Origin of the sequence: Prevotella sp. E13-17, from assembly GCF_022024035.1 — a bacterium.
In the GTDB taxonomy this organism is placed as follows: Bacteria; Bacteroidota; Bacteroidia; order Bacteroidales; family Bacteroidaceae; genus Prevotella.
Map to the genome: position 1 here is coordinate 774,134 of NZ_CP091787.1, position 17,516 is coordinate 791,649.

General features: G+C 47.2%; 19 protein-coding genes. 4 read left to right on the forward strand and 15 right to left on the reverse strand.

Features of this window, described 5'->3' with window-relative positions; all coding sequences use genetic code 11:
- Window positions 1–106: 106 nt before the first annotated feature.
- The 4 genes from L6472_RS02780 to L6472_RS02795 all read right to left on the reverse strand — a co-directional run bounded on the left by L6472_RS02780 (window position 107) and on the right by L6472_RS02795 (window position 2,996).
- Entirely contained in the window at window positions 107–1,384 is a 1,278-nt protein-coding gene (locus L6472_RS02780; protein WP_237806981.1) for a serine dehydratase subunit alpha family protein, read from the reverse strand.
- Window positions 1,381–1,698: a hypothetical protein gene (locus L6472_RS02785; RefSeq protein WP_237806983.1), complete on the reverse strand. Its 318-nt coding sequence runs from the start codon at window positions 1,696–1,698 to the stop codon at window positions 1,381–1,383. Before L6472_RS02785 ends, L6472_RS02780 begins: the two co-directional genes overlap by 4 nt.
- Window positions 1,677–2,270, reverse strand: coding sequence for a Na+/H+ antiporter NhaC family protein (locus L6472_RS02790; RefSeq protein WP_237806985.1), 594 nt, complete (start codon window positions 2,268–2,270; stop codon window positions 1,677–1,679). Before L6472_RS02790 ends, L6472_RS02785 begins: the two co-directional genes overlap by 22 nt.
- Window positions 2,271–2,510: 240 nt before the next feature.
- Window positions 2,511–2,996 carry a calycin-like domain-containing protein gene (locus L6472_RS02795; RefSeq protein ID WP_237806987.1) on the reverse strand — a complete coding sequence of 162 codons (486 nt, stop codon included), beginning with the start codon at window positions 2,994–2,996 and terminating at the stop codon, window positions 2,511–2,513.
- Between the two features lie 183 nt (window positions 2,997–3,179).
- On the opposite strand from L6472_RS02795, the gene L6472_RS02800 reads away from it, so the two are divergent.
- Window positions 3,180–3,977, forward strand: coding sequence for a ThiF family adenylyltransferase (locus L6472_RS02800; protein ID WP_237806989.1), 798 nt, complete (start codon window positions 3,180–3,182; stop codon window positions 3,975–3,977).
- 36 nt (window positions 3,978–4,013) lie between these two features.
- On the opposite strand, the gene L6472_RS02805 is transcribed toward L6472_RS02800, so the two are convergent.
- Entirely contained in the window at window positions 4,014–5,093 is a 1,080-nt protein-coding gene (locus L6472_RS02805; RefSeq protein WP_237806991.1) for a transposase, read from the reverse strand.
- 64 nt (window positions 5,094–5,157) lie between these two features.
- On the opposite strand from L6472_RS02805, the gene L6472_RS02810 reads away from it, so the two are divergent.
- A complete protein-coding gene (locus L6472_RS02810; RefSeq protein ID WP_255777124.1) occupies window positions 5,158–5,490 on the forward strand; it encodes a hypothetical protein in 333 nt (110 codons plus the stop codon).
- Between the two features lie 113 nt (window positions 5,491–5,603).
- Here the strand turns inward: L6472_RS02810 and L6472_RS02815 are convergent, their stop codons facing one another.
- From L6472_RS02815 to L6472_RS02845, 7 genes are all read right to left on the reverse strand, one after another.
- Window positions 5,604–5,831 (reverse strand): hypothetical protein, encoded by a 228-nt coding sequence (locus tag L6472_RS02815; RefSeq protein WP_237806995.1) that lies wholly within the window; start codon window positions 5,829–5,831, stop codon window positions 5,604–5,606.
- 5 nt (window positions 5,832–5,836) lie between these two features.
- The gene (locus L6472_RS02820) at window positions 5,837–6,961 is read right to left on the reverse strand and encodes a DUF262 domain-containing protein (RefSeq protein ID WP_237806998.1); all 1,125 of its coding nucleotides are present in this window, start codon (window positions 6,959–6,961) and stop codon (window positions 5,837–5,839) included.
- Complete coding sequence (locus L6472_RS02825; protein WP_237807000.1) at window positions 6,958–8,064, reverse strand: adenine-specific methyltransferase EcoRI family protein; 1,107 nt, start codon at window positions 8,062–8,064, stop codon at window positions 6,958–6,960. The genes L6472_RS02820 and L6472_RS02825 overlap by 4 nt, the downstream gene beginning before the upstream one ends.
- A gap of 610 nt (window positions 8,065–8,674) precedes the next feature.
- Window positions 8,675–9,865 (reverse strand): MalY/PatB family protein, encoded by a 1,191-nt coding sequence (locus L6472_RS02830; RefSeq protein WP_370640869.1) that lies wholly within the window; start codon window positions 9,863–9,865, stop codon window positions 8,675–8,677.
- 5 nt (window positions 9,866–9,870) lie between these two features.
- The gene (locus L6472_RS02835) at window positions 9,871–11,055 is read right to left on the reverse strand and encodes a PLP-dependent aspartate aminotransferase family protein (RefSeq protein WP_237807002.1); all 1,185 of its coding nucleotides are present in this window, start codon (window positions 11,053–11,055) and stop codon (window positions 9,871–9,873) included.
- A 50-nt stretch (window positions 11,056–11,105) separates the two neighbouring features.
- Window positions 11,106–11,747 carry a response regulator transcription factor gene (locus L6472_RS02840; protein ID WP_237807005.1) on the reverse strand — a complete coding sequence of 214 codons (642 nt, stop codon included), beginning with the start codon at window positions 11,745–11,747 and terminating at the stop codon, window positions 11,106–11,108.
- A gap of 141 nt (window positions 11,748–11,888) precedes the next feature.
- Window positions 11,889–13,178, reverse strand: a complete 1,290-nt coding sequence (locus L6472_RS02845) for an O-acetylhomoserine aminocarboxypropyltransferase/cysteine synthase family protein (protein ID WP_237807007.1) — start codon at window positions 13,176–13,178, stop codon at window positions 11,889–11,891.
- A gap of 201 nt (window positions 13,179–13,379) precedes the next feature.
- On the opposite strand from L6472_RS02845, the gene L6472_RS02850 reads away from it, so the two are divergent.
- Both L6472_RS02850 and L6472_RS02855 read left to right on the forward strand, forming a co-directional pair.
- Window positions 13,380–13,847, forward strand: coding sequence for an Lrp/AsnC family transcriptional regulator (locus L6472_RS02850; protein ID WP_370640870.1), 468 nt, complete (start codon window positions 13,380–13,382; stop codon window positions 13,845–13,847).
- Window positions 13,848–14,126: 279 nt separating this feature from the next.
- Complete coding sequence (locus L6472_RS02855; protein ID WP_237807009.1) at window positions 14,127–15,122, forward strand: YqiA/YcfP family alpha/beta fold hydrolase; 996 nt, start codon at window positions 14,127–14,129, stop codon at window positions 15,120–15,122.
- Here the strand turns inward: L6472_RS02855 and L6472_RS02860 are convergent.
- From L6472_RS02860 to L6472_RS02870, 3 genes are read right to left on the reverse strand one after another with little or no spacing between them, the layout of a single operon-like run.
- Window positions 15,095–16,477, reverse strand: coding sequence for a sodium:alanine symporter family protein (locus L6472_RS02860; RefSeq protein ID WP_237807011.1), 1,383 nt, complete (start codon window positions 16,475–16,477; stop codon window positions 15,095–15,097). The genes L6472_RS02855 and L6472_RS02860 overlap by 28 nt on opposite strands.
- A 5-nt stretch (window positions 16,478–16,482) precedes the next feature.
- The gene (locus L6472_RS02865) at window positions 16,483–17,073 is read right to left on the reverse strand and encodes a 7-carboxy-7-deazaguanine synthase QueE (RefSeq protein ID WP_237807013.1); all 591 of its coding nucleotides are present in this window, start codon (window positions 17,071–17,073) and stop codon (window positions 16,483–16,485) included.
- Window positions 17,073–17,435, reverse strand: coding sequence for a 6-carboxytetrahydropterin synthase (locus L6472_RS02870; RefSeq protein WP_237807956.1), 363 nt, complete (start codon window positions 17,433–17,435; stop codon window positions 17,073–17,075). Before L6472_RS02870 ends, L6472_RS02865 begins: the two co-directional genes overlap by 1 nt.
- Window positions 17,436–17,516: the final 81 nt, after the last annotated feature.

A 17,516-nucleotide genomic window follows, 5' to 3' on the forward strand; every position in this document is an offset into this window, starting at 1 on the left:
GTTTAATACTTTCGACGGTGCAAAGGTACGGCGGTTTTCGGGCTCTCACAATCCCACGTGTGCGGCATTCGCATACCGAGAGTATGGTATTTCGATGAAAAAATGACTATTTCTGACGCATCACATCTACAATAACACCCTCTGTTTGGACCATTCCAGGCGATGCAATCAGTCCTATGTGGCGCATCGTTTGTTCTGCCGACGGGCCATTGATGCCGTGCTGTCGCTCAATAGCAATACCGCAGAGGGCTAGGTTGACCGACTGGTAGGCGGCATCTACCGCCACGATACCTTTCATCACACAGCCATGGTTGCCACCATCACAAATCATCCCCGTGATACTCGAAGCCATATTCTGTATGATCAATGTCAAGGTCTTATGTGTTCCACCCTTCAGATAAGCCAATCCGCAAGCCATTCCAGTACCTGCCGCGATAGCACATCCACAGAAAGCAGAGAGTTTTCCTGAATATTCCTTAATATACATACAGACAAGATAGCTGAGGGCCGTGGCACGCAGCAACTGTTCCTCACCATAGCCATTCACCCGACACGAAGCATAAAGAGGAAGCGTGGCAATGATGCCATGGGCACCACTACCCGTGATGCTCATTGCAGGTTTTGACAAGCCGAGAACACGCGCCTCGATAGCGCCATTACAAAGCAGAGAAGCAGTCTTCTGTTCGTCAGCAGAGATTACCAGCCGGTGGTTTTGTGAATACAGGTAATCAGTAATGGTGGCCTTACTGCTTTGGAGTGCTTCCTGAAAAAGGGCGAGATTCAAATCATAAGCATGCCTAATAAAAGTTATCTCGTCAATAGGAACCCTGTTTACATAGTTCAGCAGTTGTCGTAGAGAATAGCGGTGAATCAGAGGGGTGTCGGCTGCTGCCCTTTTCCCGTTGTTCTTTTTCTTTGCAGCTTTAAGAACAACCTTTCCATTCTGCACAATCTCTGTGATATTAATATGGGTGTCCTCTATCGTAACACTTGCATCGCCCTCATCAGTTGTGACGACAGCATGGATGTAAATACGACTGGATACATCGCCCATCGTCACTTGTATCCGACCTTCACTGACTATCTTCCTTGCCTGACGGTTGTGGATAGGTTTTACGCCGTCAAGACATTCCAGTTTCTTGTCGGCAACAGCTGCTACATAACCTAAAGCAGCAGCATGAGCAATGCCCACCTCATTACTATTAGGAATGCCGCAGGTGAAGGCATTCTTATACATGCCACTGTTGAGCGTGAGACGGATGCTCCTTAAATCCCCCTTGACATACCCCTTTGCCGAGGCTACAGCAAAAGCGATGGCTCCAGGTTCAGTGACGCCCAATGCTGGACGCATATCGTCATGAATCAATTTCGTTAATGTATTCATTTTCTATGGTGATGACGGATAATACATGTTATGAAACAACATACCAACAAGAACCAGGGATAGACGGTTGTGAAGAACATGTCGGTTGCTTCCAGTTCAACAGTCGCTCCTAAAGCTTCAACCCCCTTCATCAAAAGGAGCAGGCACCCACCATAAGGGAGCACAAAGGGGAACGTGCAGATAACGGTGGCAAGAATTGTGGTACGACGAAAAGGGTGGATTCCCTGCCGTTGTCCTATATCATTTACAAAGGGGGCAACGCAGATATTGGCAATGGTGTTGACGGCTGCAATCAGGATACCAGCAATGGCCACCAGGGAAAAGATGGTAATACAAAAATATTCACCTTACGTAAAGCCAGTATCATCACAACCAGGATTGGAAATAGCAGGAAAAGACCCTTATAGTCATCCGAACCGGAAGAGATGTCTGTCTGCAATGTCTCCGTCCTCCATAATCCCACAAAAGAAAAGAATAGCAGCGTTAGGACGACAGCCCATAAAACAACGGGCAGACGATGGCGAATACTTTCACCTACGTCTGCCACCCTGCCATCATCATATTGTTGAGTAGAGGCAGCTATCACAGCGGTATCAGAAACTGGCGAGATACTATCTCCTAAGGCGGCCCCAGAGAGGATGGCTCCACCCAGAAGAGCCGCATCTCCTCCAACAGCGATGCCTGCAGGAAATAACGTCAGACTCATCGCACTGATCGTGCCAAAGCCTGACCCCGTAGATATGGCGAACAAGCCAGAGAATAGGAAAGTAACAATAATGAATGCCGTGCCTCCACAATCCAGAGTGGTTGCCGCCCACACCAAGCCCTCCACAAGATGTCCCTCCTTCAGGATGTTTCCATAGACACCTACTATAAGCCAAAGCAACGAAGCGGTAACAGCCGTTCGACTGCCGAAAAAAGTAAATACGGTTGCCCAGTACTGTTGTCTGTCAGTGGATAATAAAGAGCCTCCAATGACAGCTACGAGACCTACAACTATGAGAAGATTGATATCTACAACCTCAAAAAACGACAGTCCAATAACTGTCGTTACAAAGAATGTAAAGGGTAGAACTGATGCACCTGACGAAATACCAGCAGAAGAATGCTGTTCGATAGTATTCATTTATTTTCGGATGCCTTCGAAATGAATTGTACCAACCATCTGTCCAGCATGCTTGAATGTGTAGTCTAGTATCAGACGATTATCTTGATACTTGCCGTTAAGATCGCCAGCTACCGTATAAATGCCATTCATACTGCCATAGTCTTTTATTGAGAATGTGATTACATTATCAGTCAACGTAGCAGGTATTTTATATATGATAGCACCGGGATAAGCACTTTTCCCTACATAGAAAGTGGGCTGTTTTAGTGTCACCGTTCCATCATCATTCACTTTAACAGTAGCCGTCTCCGTGCCCTGCGGTGTTACATCCTGACTACGTTCCTCTCCCTTCTCATTAATAGAGACCAACGTTCCACTTGCCTCACCGATAAAATCACCAGCAAGGGAATTAAGCGTTAGGGGCGCACTTTCATCGTCACTGCTGCAGGCTGTAAATGCCACAGCCATCATCATCATCCAAATCAATCCTTTTACTGTGTTCATAATTCTTACCTTTTTTAAAGTCCCCCTAACTTAGGGGGCTTTTGACAATGCAAAGGTACGGTGCTTTCAGCTTTCCTGCAATCCCTCTTTCACGGCATTTGCGTACCGAAAGCATGGTATTTCAGTAATTATTATTAATTATTCCTCCTTTTTTTGTACCTTTGCGGCCAAATTCAAACAATAATGGCTATAGATAGTGCAATCTTTCGTAGAAGTGAGTTGCTGTTGGGTAATGACGCAATGGACCGCATTGCCCAGAAACGAGTAATTATCTTTGGTGTGGGCGGTGTAGGCTCTTGGTGTGCCGAGAGCTTGGTGCGCTCAGGTATCCGCCAGTTGACAATTGTCGATTCCGACCGCGTGTGTATCACCAATATTAACCGTCAGCTGATGGCCACGACGAAAACCGTTGGTCAGGTGAAGGTTGAAGCATTGAAAGAGCGCCTGCTCAGCATCAATCCGAAGGTAGAGATTACCGCACTACAGAAAATTTTCTCGGAAGAGACTGCCGAAAGCTTCCAGTTGGACACCTATGATTATATCATCGACGCCATTGACTCGCTAAAAGACAAGGCCTACTTGATACTATTGGCATGTCGCACGCAGGCAAAGCTGTTTTCTTCTATGGGTGCTGCCTTGAAACTGGACCCCACGCGTATCAAGGTCACTGAGTTCTGGAAGGTGCAGGGAGACCCATTGGCACGTGCGTTGAGAAAAAAGTTCAAGAGTCAGAAGACATTCCCCAAGCGCAAGTTTCAGTGCGTCTATAGCGATGAACTGCTGGAGAACCGCGGCCAGAACGCCACCTGTGGCACAGAGCAGTGTATGTGCCCCAAAGCAAAGAATGGTCCTGGCGACCAAAGTCTCTTGAACCATGAATGGTGCTCGTCGAAAGCACAAATCAACGGCACCCTGGCTCACATCACCGCCATCTTTGGCTTCATGCTGGCAGGTCTCGTCATCCAAGATGCAGCAAAATAGTTAAGTTCCAGAAGATCTGTTACTATAATCTTATACTTATTGGCATATCTTAGCAGCAATGTTATTAAGTTCCAAGCAGCGGGCACGCATATTTCTCAGCTGTTCATTTTGCCAAGGATAGGGCGAAAGCATGAGTAGCCTACCTTCTGCACAGGCCATGAGATAGCGTGGATCTGGTTTAAAGAAAGGAGGGAATCCTTTTAATAATAGCACGATAAGAGGTATCCCGTTTTCCAGACATGCAGAGGATATCTGACGTTCTCCCGGACTGATACAGGGAGACACAATGACAGCCCCTTCTTGTCCTTCCTTTAAGAACCTTTGTTTTTGCTGTTCTATTTCCTGAGGGTAGAGATGTCGGGAGCATTGCACTTGCAATTTGACTGCGGCATCAAGTAACCTAATGTTTCCCATCGCATCCATCGGTATTCCTGCAACCATTATTTTCCCCAATGGTTTGAATAACCCAGGATGGTCACGCTTTAACAACAAACGGCGAGGGTTGTCTTCAAGATAGGCCAACATACGGTTCAGCTGTCCCTCGTGGCGCAGCAAGCGGTCATGATATCCTTGCTCCCAAAGTGTCCCCTTCTTGCTATTGGAAGACGGCAACGTTGTTGCTGTGTACAGAACCGACTTTCCGCTTTCTCCGGCATTCATTGTCTCTGTTTTAGTACACAGCGACATCGTCGCCGTCATCACCCCCAGTTCCCTTGCAGCCTTATGCGTGCCAGCCTTAAAGCCCTTAATAACCATGCCTAGATGATACTCCATTCTTTCGTGCACAAAGAGAACACCATGAATATGGTCTGGCATAATGCATAGCTTCATCACCTCAACTTTTGGATAAAAGCGGGGAATATTCATCCAGCATTCCTTCACCTTTTCTCCCAAGGACGACAGTACCACATTGGGGCGCTCAGCCCCCTCTGTTACTTCCGCCTTTCCAATCAACGTCCCTAACAAAGGTCTTCTGCCTTCTGTGGCAATGGTTATCATATAGATGCCACGGTCAGTGTAGTCATTATATTCGCAGCGACGTTTCATCGATGCTACCTTGTCCTGCTGCATCGACCACTCCCTGCTTCTTTCGTTCCTAAATATTTTCTTTTCCATAAAATGGAACAATGATTGACCTGCAAAAGTACGCAATAAAAATGGAATAAAGATTGTTTTTTAGATAAAAAGAACACAAAAGGGACGGTTCCTTTGTGTACTCGATAAAAACGATGAGTTCAAAGTGATTGTTGAACAGCCGTTTATCAATGGCCAGCCTGTCTGTGATGCCGAAATTGCAGATTATATGAAACAAATGGGATTCGAATTAAAGAATCCTCGTAATTGGACCTATGCCACACCTGACATCTATTTGAGTGATATGCATGATGAGAATATTATCCGTTCAGCAACGGGTGCCATTTTCGTTGTAGATTGCGACATTCGCATTAACACGCCAGAATTGCGAAACGGAGGTGTAAGGTCACTTACCACAAATATCATTTATCAAGCCTAATCCGCTTTTGAATTAGAATACATTTATACCTTCCAAGGAATCAGTGGAATTCAGCGGGACAGACCTTATAATTTCTCTCACTAGTCAAGAAATCATACGCCTGTCCCGCTGATTTATCCTTTTACTTTTTCCTTCGAAACATCCTCGTGTCCTATATATATCTTGAACATACCATTATCATCTGCAGTTTCCAAATCCATCAGATTATTAGAAACAGCTGATGTGTCTGTTCCATTCACTATATGGATATATGACCTATATATCGGAATGTATGTTGTCTTAGCTGATATAGAACTAACAAACAACAAAGCGCCAATGATAGAGATAACTATTCGTTTCATATTTTTTATTTCGCCCCTTTTCTTCTATTACACTCTCTGCAAAGCATCTGGCAGTTCTCTACTACTGTTCTGCCTCCATCGCGCCATGGAGTGATATGGTCGCCTTCCATAAATTCATAGTCGAACTCCTTACCACAGATAGGACAGATGTGGTTTTGCTTTTCCCATACAGCCAGTTTAATATCCTCTGGGAAGGCGCGAAGATCCAGATAATGCTCATCACCAGTCAATACGTATGGGATAATACCAGCTTGTTTCTGAATTTCGCTGTCGCGCATCAAGGCAGAAATTCGTTGTCTAAGAGCAACCGTATCAAGTGTTTCTGAACCATACTTATCATATAGCTCTGCCCAGTCCAACCCCTTCATGATTTTCTTAAACTTCTTCATATCAAAGTTCGTGATAGCCCAATTGAGTACCGTTTGGAAATATGACCACAGATTATTTGCATTGGGGGCGTGCTGATGTTGGGCCATATAACCAACTACAGTTTGGCGATGTCCCAGACGAGTCTCGTGGTCAGCCATCCATTCTAAAGCTTTATGAAGGAAGTCTTGGCGGATAGGTGTTCCATTTACTAAGTCCTTGCCTAAGCGATAAGCACCACAATTTGACTTTGAGAAATGTCGTTTAGCATCGTTCACAAATGGACCTGCATAAATGGCGTTATTGATTTCCTGTTCATTCAGGGGTTTGCCAGCGATATTGATAGTCTTAAACCACTCCAACTTTTCTGATGGCTCACCTTCGCAAACGTATACAGTCAACTTATAGTCAAGAATGCGTCGCTGGATATCTGCCGGCTGATTGAAGAAGTTCTTGAAGTCATACGAGAACTTACCATCTACATATTCACAGAGCGACAATGTGCGTTGCTGACCATCCATCACCTCGTAAGGACAATCGGCATCGTCACTCCGCTTAACCCAATACATCACGTTTAGTGGATATCCATGAAGAACAGTTGTTATCACAGCTTGCTGCTCCTTTTCATTATAGATGAACTCACGCTGATAAGGCGGACGGATATCCAACTTACCATCATACCCACGAACGCCTTGTTCGTCGTTGTTAACGTAACCTTTGACAATATCGCCAACTGTTACTTCTATCTGCTTGATTGTCATCATATCTTTTGAGGGTGTTTGTTGCGGATTACAATTCGTGCAAAGAGACGTTGATATTCTCCATTCCTTTTGATATAGAAAGCTGGGCCTCCTTGTTTTGACTTTGGCAAGTCTTTTGGTTTTGTTGTCCCAAGAACGAGGCTAATTCCTATTATTTCAAATTGTTCAGGATTGTACTTTTCAAGAAATGTAACAGGAACTCCCATTTTACCCTCATAATCGTATGGAATGTTTGTGGCCTTATTGACTTCTATTGCATCATAGTTTTCATAGTATGGATATTCTTCATGAGAATAACGACATATCAAGTCTATCTCCTCATGTCGCTTCTGATGGTCGAGATTAGTAAACCAACAGATATTACCAAGATTCCGCCATAAGCGTCCATCTCTATATGCATAACCATTTGATCGAAGTCGTTTGGTATCATTCAAATCATAGAAATCTGGTATCTCATAATCATCAGGGACAGCAAACCATGTATGTCCAGAATGATATCCCATCCATAATTCATTATTCAATATAAGTGGGTATATTTCTTTGTATGTAATAGCATTCTGATTGCCAATAATCAAGAATTTCTTCTTATACTCCATTAGTTGACTAATATATTCTCTAAATAAGGAAAAAGGAGGATTTGTCACAACGATATCCGCCTGCTTCAACAGCTCTATGCACTCTGGGTCACGAAAGTCCCCAGTCTTTAATGTACCTATAACATTCTTGTCGTTCTTCAGCAAGTATTGAACATCGCTGAGGTCAACAGCTCCATCGCCATTCAAGTCCTTGACTTCAGTAATCTCAACTTTATAGGCAATTTTCTTTGGTTCCTCAGTAAAGTCGCCAAAGTCAATCATCAGTTCATTGCCTTGTATTGGCGAACCATTATAACACGTACAGATTAACTTCTTCAAGCCCAGCTGATTGAATCTCAAAGCAAAATACTTAAAGAAGTTACTCTCATAAGGGTCATCGCAATTGCACAGCACAACCTTATCACGAAAGTGCTGCCAGTAGTGCTGCAACTCTCGCTCAATGTCTGTTAATTGCGTATAGAACTCGTCTTTTTTTGCTGTTTTGGCAGCATTTAGGTTTTTATTAGCCATACGCTAAGCATTATGCGTATTGCTTATCTTCGGAGAGGTTGTGTTAAAGCACAAAGAAAGCATGAACGATTCCCATCCACACTTCCAGGCTCTACCACAAGCCTCAAAAACCAGATAAGTCACGCCCATGCTTAACGCACAGACGCTTGCAACTTATTCTTCGGTTTTTGTACTTGTTTGAATGTGGTAGATTCAGAAGTGTACCGAACAAAGCAAACGCTTGTTTATATTTCCTCAAAAGTCATACCGGCACCTCCACTGAGGCTTCGCGCCGATACTTAATTGCAAAGATACGAAGAAGTGGGGATAAAACAAAATAAAAGCGGAACTTTTTGTGAGTAATAGTAGGGCTTTTATCTCGCAATAGTTATTGGTTTGCGATGCAATAGTTATTGTTTTGAGTCGAATCTAGCCCCTGGAATGGATGATTCTAGGGGCTAGATTGTATCTGTCTAGCCCCTAGATTCGTGCTGTCTAGCCCCTAGACGTTGATATTCTATCCCCTAGAATCAAAACAAGACCTACGCTTTTGCATGGGCAAAGTGTAGGTCTTGGATGATAAAAGGGGGAGTGTTGGAAGTCAAGACGACCCTTCTTGGGTGGTTATGTGCTATGTGGTGCAAGCATCTCTCAACTGCTTTAGTGCGCGATGAAGCAGTTGACGAGGTGTCCCTATGTTGAGGCGCATAAAGCCGTTGCCGTTTTCGCCAAACATGGCACCGTCGTTCAGGGCCAGGTGGGCACGGTTGACGAAGAGGTCAACGAGGGCCTCGTGACTGAGTCCCAGTGCACGACAGTCGAGCCACACTAAAAACGATGCCTGTGGGCGCCAGGGTTTAATCTGTGGCAGGTGATCACGACAGAAGTCTTCCACAAACTGGATGTTGCCTTCCAGGTAACTCAGCATCTGACGGCGCCATTCTTCTCCCTGCTGAAAGGCTGCAATGGTGGCGATGGGCGCAAAGAGGGGTGGGTCGTTCAGCTCGTTGGCATCGAGCCAGGTGTAGAACCGGCGACGCAAGGTGTCGTTGGGCACAATGGCATAGCTGCTGACGATGCCGGCAATGTTGAAAGTCTTCGATGGCGCACCAAAGGTGATGCTGATCTGGGCAGCTTCGTCGCTCACCGAAGCGAAGGGCACATGCTGATGGCCAAAGAGTGCCATGTCAGAATGAATCTCGTCGCTGATGACGATGATGTGGCGTTCGTAGCAGAAGTGTGCCAAGCGTTGCAGGGTTTCCTTTGACCAACAGATGCCTGCAGGATTGTGAGGGTTGCTCAGAATCAGCAAACGACACTTATCGTCGGCCACCTCGGCCAGTTGCTCGAAGTCCATCTCATAGGTGCCGTTAACCTCTTTCAGCGGATTGTAAACCACCTTTCTGCCATTGCCTTCGGGCGTCAGTCGGAATGGATGATAGACGGGTGTCTGGATAATCACCTTCTCATCCTGCTTTACAAACACATTGATGGCCATGCCAATGCCTTTCACAATGCCCGGTATGTAGGTGAGCCATGGGCGTTCTACGTGCCACTCGTGGTGTTCCTGAATCCACTGTATGATGGTGGTCCACAACTCATTGGGCACCACGGTGTAGCCAAACAGCGAGTGGTCCAGACGGCGGCGCAAGGCATCGGTGATAAATGCAGGTGTCTCAAAGTCCATGTCGGCCACCCATAGTGGCAGCAGGTCGTCGCGACCATATCGCTCCTTCAGCACACCGTGCTTCAAGTCGCCACTGCCCGAGCGGTCAATGATTTTATCGAAGTTGTACTTTATATTCATAAAAAAACGAATCATATCTTTCATCTCTCATCTTTCATCTCTCTCTCCAGCGCCTGCTTGATGTCTGCCAAAATATCCTCACGGTCTTCCAGTCCTACCGATAGGCGGATGGTCGTCTGCCGAACGTCCATCTCCTTCAGTTGCTCTTCAGAGAAGTTGCCGAAGATGGTTGAGGCTGGGTGGATGGCCAATGTGCGGCTGTCAAACAGGTTGGTGGCACGATGCACCAGACGCAGACGGTTCAAGAAACGGAAACAGGCTTCCTTCGATTCGAGGTCGATGGTGAGCATAGCGCCGGCCGTCTTGCCAAACTGCTGTTGGGCAAGAGCATGATAGGGATTGCTCTCCAACCCTACATAGTTGACCTTCACCACGCGGCTCAGCTCCTGTGCCAACCACAAGGCGTTGCTGGCCTGACGCTGATAGCGCACATCGAGCGTCTCCAGACCGAGCGTCTGCATGTAGGCTGCCTGCGGTGTCATGTAAGCACCCAGGTTGAAGAGCAGGTCATACTTCACCCGCTTGTTGATGTCGGGGAAAGTGCCATAGTCGATGACCAGTCCGCCCAGCGATGTGCCGCCACCCGAGAGATACTTTGTGCTCGACACCACTTCGATGTCGATGCCCAACGCTTTCAGGTGTGTCTCGGTGAACGGGATCACCGTTGAGTCGGCTATCACGGGAACACCCTTTTGGTGGGCAATCTCTGCAATGGCCTTCAGGTCGGCTACTTCCAGTTGAGGATTGGTGACCACCTCAAGGAATACAGCAGTGGTCTGCTCGTCGATGGCATCGGCCACCGCCTCCAGATTGGTGAGGTTGCGCAGTCGTGCCTCAACGCCAAAGCGCTTCAGGGTGTTGGTGAGAAGTGCCAGCGTGTTGCCAAACAGATGGTGTGACGAGACGATGTTCCTGTTTTGTTCGGCAACGGCCAATAGCGTATTACTGATGGCAGCCATGCCCGAGTTGAAAGCCGTCACGTGGGCAGCACCCGTCAGCGCTTTTACGCGTTCTTCGAAGTTGGTCACGGTGGGATTCTCCACGCGCGCGTAGTCAGGCGCTTTGATGCGGTTGCAGAAGGCATCGGCCATGACGGCGGCATCGTCGAACTCGAATGCCACATTATTATACACAGGTACGGCCAGTGCTCCGTAAACATCTGGCCGTACAAATGGGTTGTTGATTGCGATTGTTTGTTTTTTCATCCTTACCAGTTTAAACTTTTTTGTCAATTGTGTTTGTGAATGTTGTTATGTTAGATATAGAACTCAGAAGAGTCAATAAGTCCTGCACGCAAGGCGTATTTCACCACTTCGTGGGCAGTGTTGATGCCTAACTTCCTGAAAATGTTCTTGCGGTGGGTGGTGATGGTGTGGACACTTGAGAAGCGCTCAGTGGCTATCTCCTTGGTTGTCTTTCCTTGGGCGATGGCCTTCACGATTTCTGTTTCTGTCGTTGTCAGTATGTTGGGGTGCTCTTCTTCCTCCTGTTGCTGGGTGATGATGGCTTCCAGTGCACGTTGACTGATGAAACGCTGGTGATGGCTGACGGATTGCAGCGCATCGCGCAATTCATGTATTGAACCATCCTTGAAGACAATACTGAATTGGTGTGACGAATAGATAACACGTCGCATGAACGGTGGTGTCAGTTCTTCGCTGATGAGTATCCATTCCGAGAGTGAGAAGCGTTCGGCCACAATCAGGAGTTGGTCTTCGTCGGTGAAGTCGAACAGCGTGTAGTCGAGCAGCACCGTGGCACACTCGTGCTCCTTGAGCAGAGCCACAAGGCCTGCTTTGTCGGTGGCTTTATACACTACGTTCGCATTGTCTTTCGTGAGAAGACTCTCCAGCGCAAAACGTGTCAACTCCTGATTGTCAGCTAAGATATACTTCATGGTCGTTTAATCTATTTGTTTTTCGACTGCAAAGCTACTGTTTTTTTCTGATTTCTCATCATCAATAGCACGAATTTTACGAATGTGTCATGTCAATGAACATCATTCGTAAAATCGTGCTCGCCCCCGTTTTGGGGTAACTTAAATCTTGTCGAGAGCCTGTTTCAGGTCTTCCAGAATGTCGTCGATGTGCTCAGTGCCAATGCTCAGACGAATGGTGGCAGGCGTGATGTGCTGCTCAGCCAGTTCCTCGGGCGACAACTGTGAGTGGGTGGTGGTGTAGGGATGAATCACCAGACTCTTCACGTCTGCCACGTTAGCCAGCAATGAGAAGATCTGTAGCGCATCGATGAACTTCCATGCCTCTTCCTGTCCGCCCTTGATCTCGAAAGTGAAAATGCTACCAGCACCATTGGGGAAATATTTGTTGTACAGTGCATGGTCACGATGGCTGGCGAGGGCAGGGTGGTTCACCTTGGCCACCTTGGGATGGTTGGCCAGGAAGTCAACAACCTTCAGGGCATTCTCCACATGGCGCTCCACACGTAGGCTCAGCGTCTCGACACCTTGCAACAGGATGAAAGCGTTGAACGGCGAGATGGCTGCACCGGTGTCGCGCAAGATGACGGCACGAATGCGCGTCACATAGGCAGCTGCGCCTACAGCATCGGCAAACACGATGCCATGGTAAGAGGGATCGGGCTTGGCCAGCGTGGGGAACTTGTCGGGGGCGGCCTTCCAGTCGAACTTGCCACCGTCAACAATCACACCGCCAAGTGAGGTGCCATGACCGCCAAGGAACTTGGTTGCCGAATGAACAACAATATCGGCTCCATGTTCCAGCGGACGGATAAGGTATGGTGTTCCGAATGTGTTGTCAACGATGAAGGGGATGCCATGCTTGTGTGCAACGGCAGCAACACCTTCAAGGTCGAGCACATCGCTGTTGGGGTTGCCGAACGTCTCGGCATATACTACTTTTGTGTTGGGTTTGATAGCGGCTTCCAGAGCGTCGAGGTCGTTGACATTAATAATGGTATTGCTGATGCCCTGGGTTGCCAGCGTGTGAGTGATCAGGTTGTAAGAACCGCCATACAGATTGTCGGCAGCTACAATATGGTCGCCAGCCTGCACAATGTTCTGCAGGGCATAGGTGATGGCAGCAGCACCAGAAGCTACGGCCAAACCGGCTACACCACCTTCGAGGGCTGCCACTCGATCCTCGAACACACCCTGTGTCGAGTTGGTCAGACGACCGTAGATGTTGCCAGCATCGCGAAGACCAAAACGGTCGGCGGCATGCTGTGAATTACGGAACACATATGAGGTGGTCTGATAGATGGGCACGGCGCGAGCGTCGGTTGCGGGGTCGGCCTGTTCTTGACCTACGTGGAGTTGCAAAGTCTCAAAACGATAATTCTTCTGTGCCATAATCTTTTTCCTTTCTTTTTATTGTTAATGTTTATGTTTTCTTTTGTTTTTTTGTCCTTTTGACGTTGCAAAGGTACTATGTTTGGAGAAATACACCAAATTATTTGCTAAATCCAGAAGAAAACACTAATTTTGCATATGAAAAAGAATAAAATTCTAAATAGGCTTTTGTGGAACACCTCAAACAGAATAAAACTCTAAATGATGGCAGAAATCTTAGACGAAACCGACTTGCAGATACTGAAAACGCTGCAAAGAAATGCAAAACTGACGACCAAAGAATTGGCAGATGCCGTCCATCTGACGCCAACTCCTGTCTTTGAACGCCAGAAACGACTGGAGAAAAAAGGGTATATCAAGAAGTATGTGGCTGTGCTCGACCCCGAGAAGTTGGGGCAGGGCTTACAGGTGTTCTGCAAAGTGAAGTTGCAGCAGATTAACCATGAGATTGCTGATGCCTTCGTTCGTCGCATTCAGCGCATACCAGAAGTCACGGAGTGTTACAACACTTCTGGCTCCTACGACTATTTATTAAAAGTACGTGCGCGAGATATGAAACAGTATCAGGAATTTGTGCTCACCAAGTTGGGCGATATAGATCATGTCGGTGCTATCGAGAGTACTTTCGTGATGAGTGAAGTAAAGCAGACTTATGGTATCAATATTTAATCTTTTAATATCAAAAAAACATAAAAAAAGGGTCACCGCTGTGACCCAACCTTTGTTAACCTTAAATCTAATACTATGAAAAACACAATGCAAAGGTAGGGTAAAAAGTTTCAAACTGCAACAAAAAGGAGCAAAAAAGTTGCTTGATTGTTATTTAATTGATATATGTCAAGCATTTGGGACGGTTGTTGTTGGCTTTTGGTGGTGTTCATGAAAATTATTACCTTTGCAATACAGTTATTAATTGCGTAGAATTATCAAGTATAAAAACGATTGGATATGGAAAACCCTTATGTGAAACAATACCCCGAACTGCTTGAAGGCAAGACCCTGATATATGTGCATGGATTTGGTTCCAGTGGTCAGTCGGGCACGGTGACGCGTCTGCGCACTGTGTTTCCCAATACGAAAGTGGTGGCTCCTGATTTGCCTGTGGACCCATTTGAAGCCATGACGTTGCTGAAGCAGTTGTGTGCTGACGAGCAGCCGTCGCTGATTTTAGGTACTTCTATGGGTGGTATGTACACGGAACAGCTATATGGTTTTGATCGTATCTGCATGAATCCAGCCATGTGTATTGCTGACACGATGCAGGCTCACGGTATGACGGGCACTCAGACCTTTCAGAATCCACGTCTTGATGGCGTGAACCAGTTTTATGTTGATAAGGCACTGGTGAAAGCGTACCGCACTGTTTCTGAACAGCGTTTTGCCAATGTTAGTGATGAAGAGCGTCAACGTGTGTATGGACTCTTTGGTGACCGCGATGAGGTGGTGGACACCTTCGATATGTTTCAGCAGCACTATCCCAATGCCATCCATTTTCATGGCGAGCATCGTATGGACGATCGGTCGTTCATGCACTCGGTGGTGCCGGTGATTCGTTGGATTGACGATCGTCAGGAGAAACGTGAACGTCCTATTGTATATATCGGTGTGGAATGTCTGTGGGACGACTATAAGAAACCTGCGAGCAGTAGCCAGAAGACGGTGCGCCAGCTGATAGAGAAGTATCAGGTCTTTTTTGTCGCACCTTCGTCTTCGTCGTGTCCTGCTGAATATGCCGAGATGGTGGCTTGGCTGCAAGAGTATTTCGATGTGATGGCGTGGGGGCACACTATCTTTACCAACCAGCGCCATTTGCTGTATGGTGACTATCTGATCGAGAAAATGCAGACTCGCGATTCGATGGCAACGCGTCTGGAGTTTGGCTCTGATACATTCAAAACCTGGGAAGCTGTCTTGGATTATTTCTCATTGTTGGGCGGACAATAGGTTTCCTCCATTTCGTCATCCAGCTTGTCCTCCCATAGATAGCGTTTGGTCTCCTTGGCCGCCACACCGCTGAGCAACAACAGGGCCACAAGGTTAGGAATGGTCATCAGTGCATTCATGCAGTCGGCAATGTTCCAGATAATATCTAAATTGATGATGCTGCCAAAGAACAGCATCACAATATAAAGAATGCGATAGAAACGATTGGCTTTTTTCCGCTCAATGTAGTTTACGGCACTTTCGCCGTAGTAACTCCATCCAAGGATGGTACTGAAGGCGAAGGTGATAATGCCAAAGGTGAGAACTGGTGCACCGATGTAAGGAATCTTAGAAAAAGCTACTTTGGTCAGCGCTGCTCCATCATTGTAGCTGATTTCGGGATAGGCCAGAATGCTGCTGACCAGTACGATGCCTGTCATGGCACAAATGATGACTGTGTCCCAAAAAGTACCGGTACTTGATACCAGGGCTTGGCGCACTGGGTTGCGTGTTTGAGCAGTTGCGGCAACGATAGGTGCCGAGCCCATGCCACTCTCGTTGGAGAACAGGCCGCGGGCAATACCATAGCGTGCTGCCATCATGACCGAAGCACCCACGAATCCGCTGCCTGCAGCTTCGGGGTTAAAGGCGGAAAGGACAATCAGACGGATGGCGGGCCACACAAAGGGGCTGTTCATGCAGAGAATGACGATACATCCTGCGACATAGAGTATGGCCATAAATGGAACCAAGAAGGTGCATACCTTTGAAATGGTCTTGACACCGCCAAGGATGACCGAGGCAGTGAGTGCACATACGGAGATGCCTACTACCCAGGTAGGAATGCCAAAGGTCTCGTTGGTGAGCAAGGCAATGGAGTTGGCCTGCACCGTACAGCCGATACCAAACGATGCCAGAGCTGTGAATGTGGCAAAGAGGATGGCCAGCCACTTCATGCCAAGACCGCGTTCCAACGCATACATCGGTCCACCATAGTAGTGACCGTCGGCTGCTTTTACTCGATACTTCACAGCCAATAGTCCTTCGGCATATTTGGTGGCCATGCCAAAGATGCCAGTCAGCCAGCACCATAGTACAGCGCCTGGGCCTCCCAAGGCTACCGCTGTTGCGACTCCTACAATGTTACCTGTGCCAATGGTGGCAGCCATAGCTGTTGCCAGTGCACCAAACTGGCTGACGTCGCCAGTGGCTCCTTTGTCTTTGCATACAGACATGCGGATGCCTTTCAATATTTTGCGTTGAGGAATGCATAGTCTGAAGGTAAGGAAGATGTGTGTGCCTAATAATAGGATAATCATGGGCCATCCCCATAGGAAGGTTCCGGCTACGGTAAAGAAATCGTTGATTGCGTCCATTGGCTTTAGTGAATGTTTATTAGTTTGTGTGTCTGCAGTGACAAGTGCCAGTGTGGATGTTGCTGGATGTATGTCACGCATTGTGTGATGATCTGTTGGTTCTTGTTGTCGTTGCCGGTGTCGCATGGTTGAAGACATAGATAGGCTTCTTTTGCTATGCAGGCATATCGCTCGGGGTCGTGCAGACCGTCGAACACAACTTTTATCTCGTTAATCTTATTGAGTCGTAGTGACGATGGTTGGTCGGTAAACAGATCTTTTGGCGACCATGTGACCCAATCAATACTGGGTGGCAAGGCATGGGTGCCATTGGTCTCTATGGCTACATAGAAACCCGCATGATGGAGCTTTTCTACCAGTGCGTCATCTACCTGCAGTGATGGCTCGCCACCGGTGAGAACCACAAAACCACACGACCGCCACTGACTGATGGCTTTGAGAATGTCGTCGGCTGTCATCGATTGATAGTTGCTGAAGTCGGTGTCGCAGAAGGGACAGCGCAGGTTGCAGCCACTGAATCGTACAAACACAGCGGCACGTCCTGTGTGGCGACCTTCGCCTTGTAGGGAGTAGAAAATCTCGTTGACTCTATACATTACAGCAGGTAGCGGGCATCAATGGGAAATTCATTGTCGTAGGCTTGTGCCACATTACCAATCGACTCCTCGACGATGGCTTTATAGCACTGGGGGAACTGGTGTACCACCCAGGCGGCAATGTTTTCGGCAGTAGGGTTGAAGGGTAGCAGGTCGTTGAGATACCCGTGATCCAGATAGCCGTGAATGGCTTTTTTGATGTGAGAATAGTCCATCACCATGCCTTCGGCATTGACATCTTCCGAGGCCAGGAAAACAGTGATTGTCCAGTTGTGACCGTGCATACGGCTACACTTGCTGTCATAGGGCAGCGATAGTTGGTGGCTACCAGCCACGTCCATTTTCTTTGAAATACAATAGATCATAATATAAAAAGCTTCCACCATCATTGCTTTCGCATAGTGGGTAGGGAAAAAAGCTCGTTTTTTTCAGTTTTCTTGCAA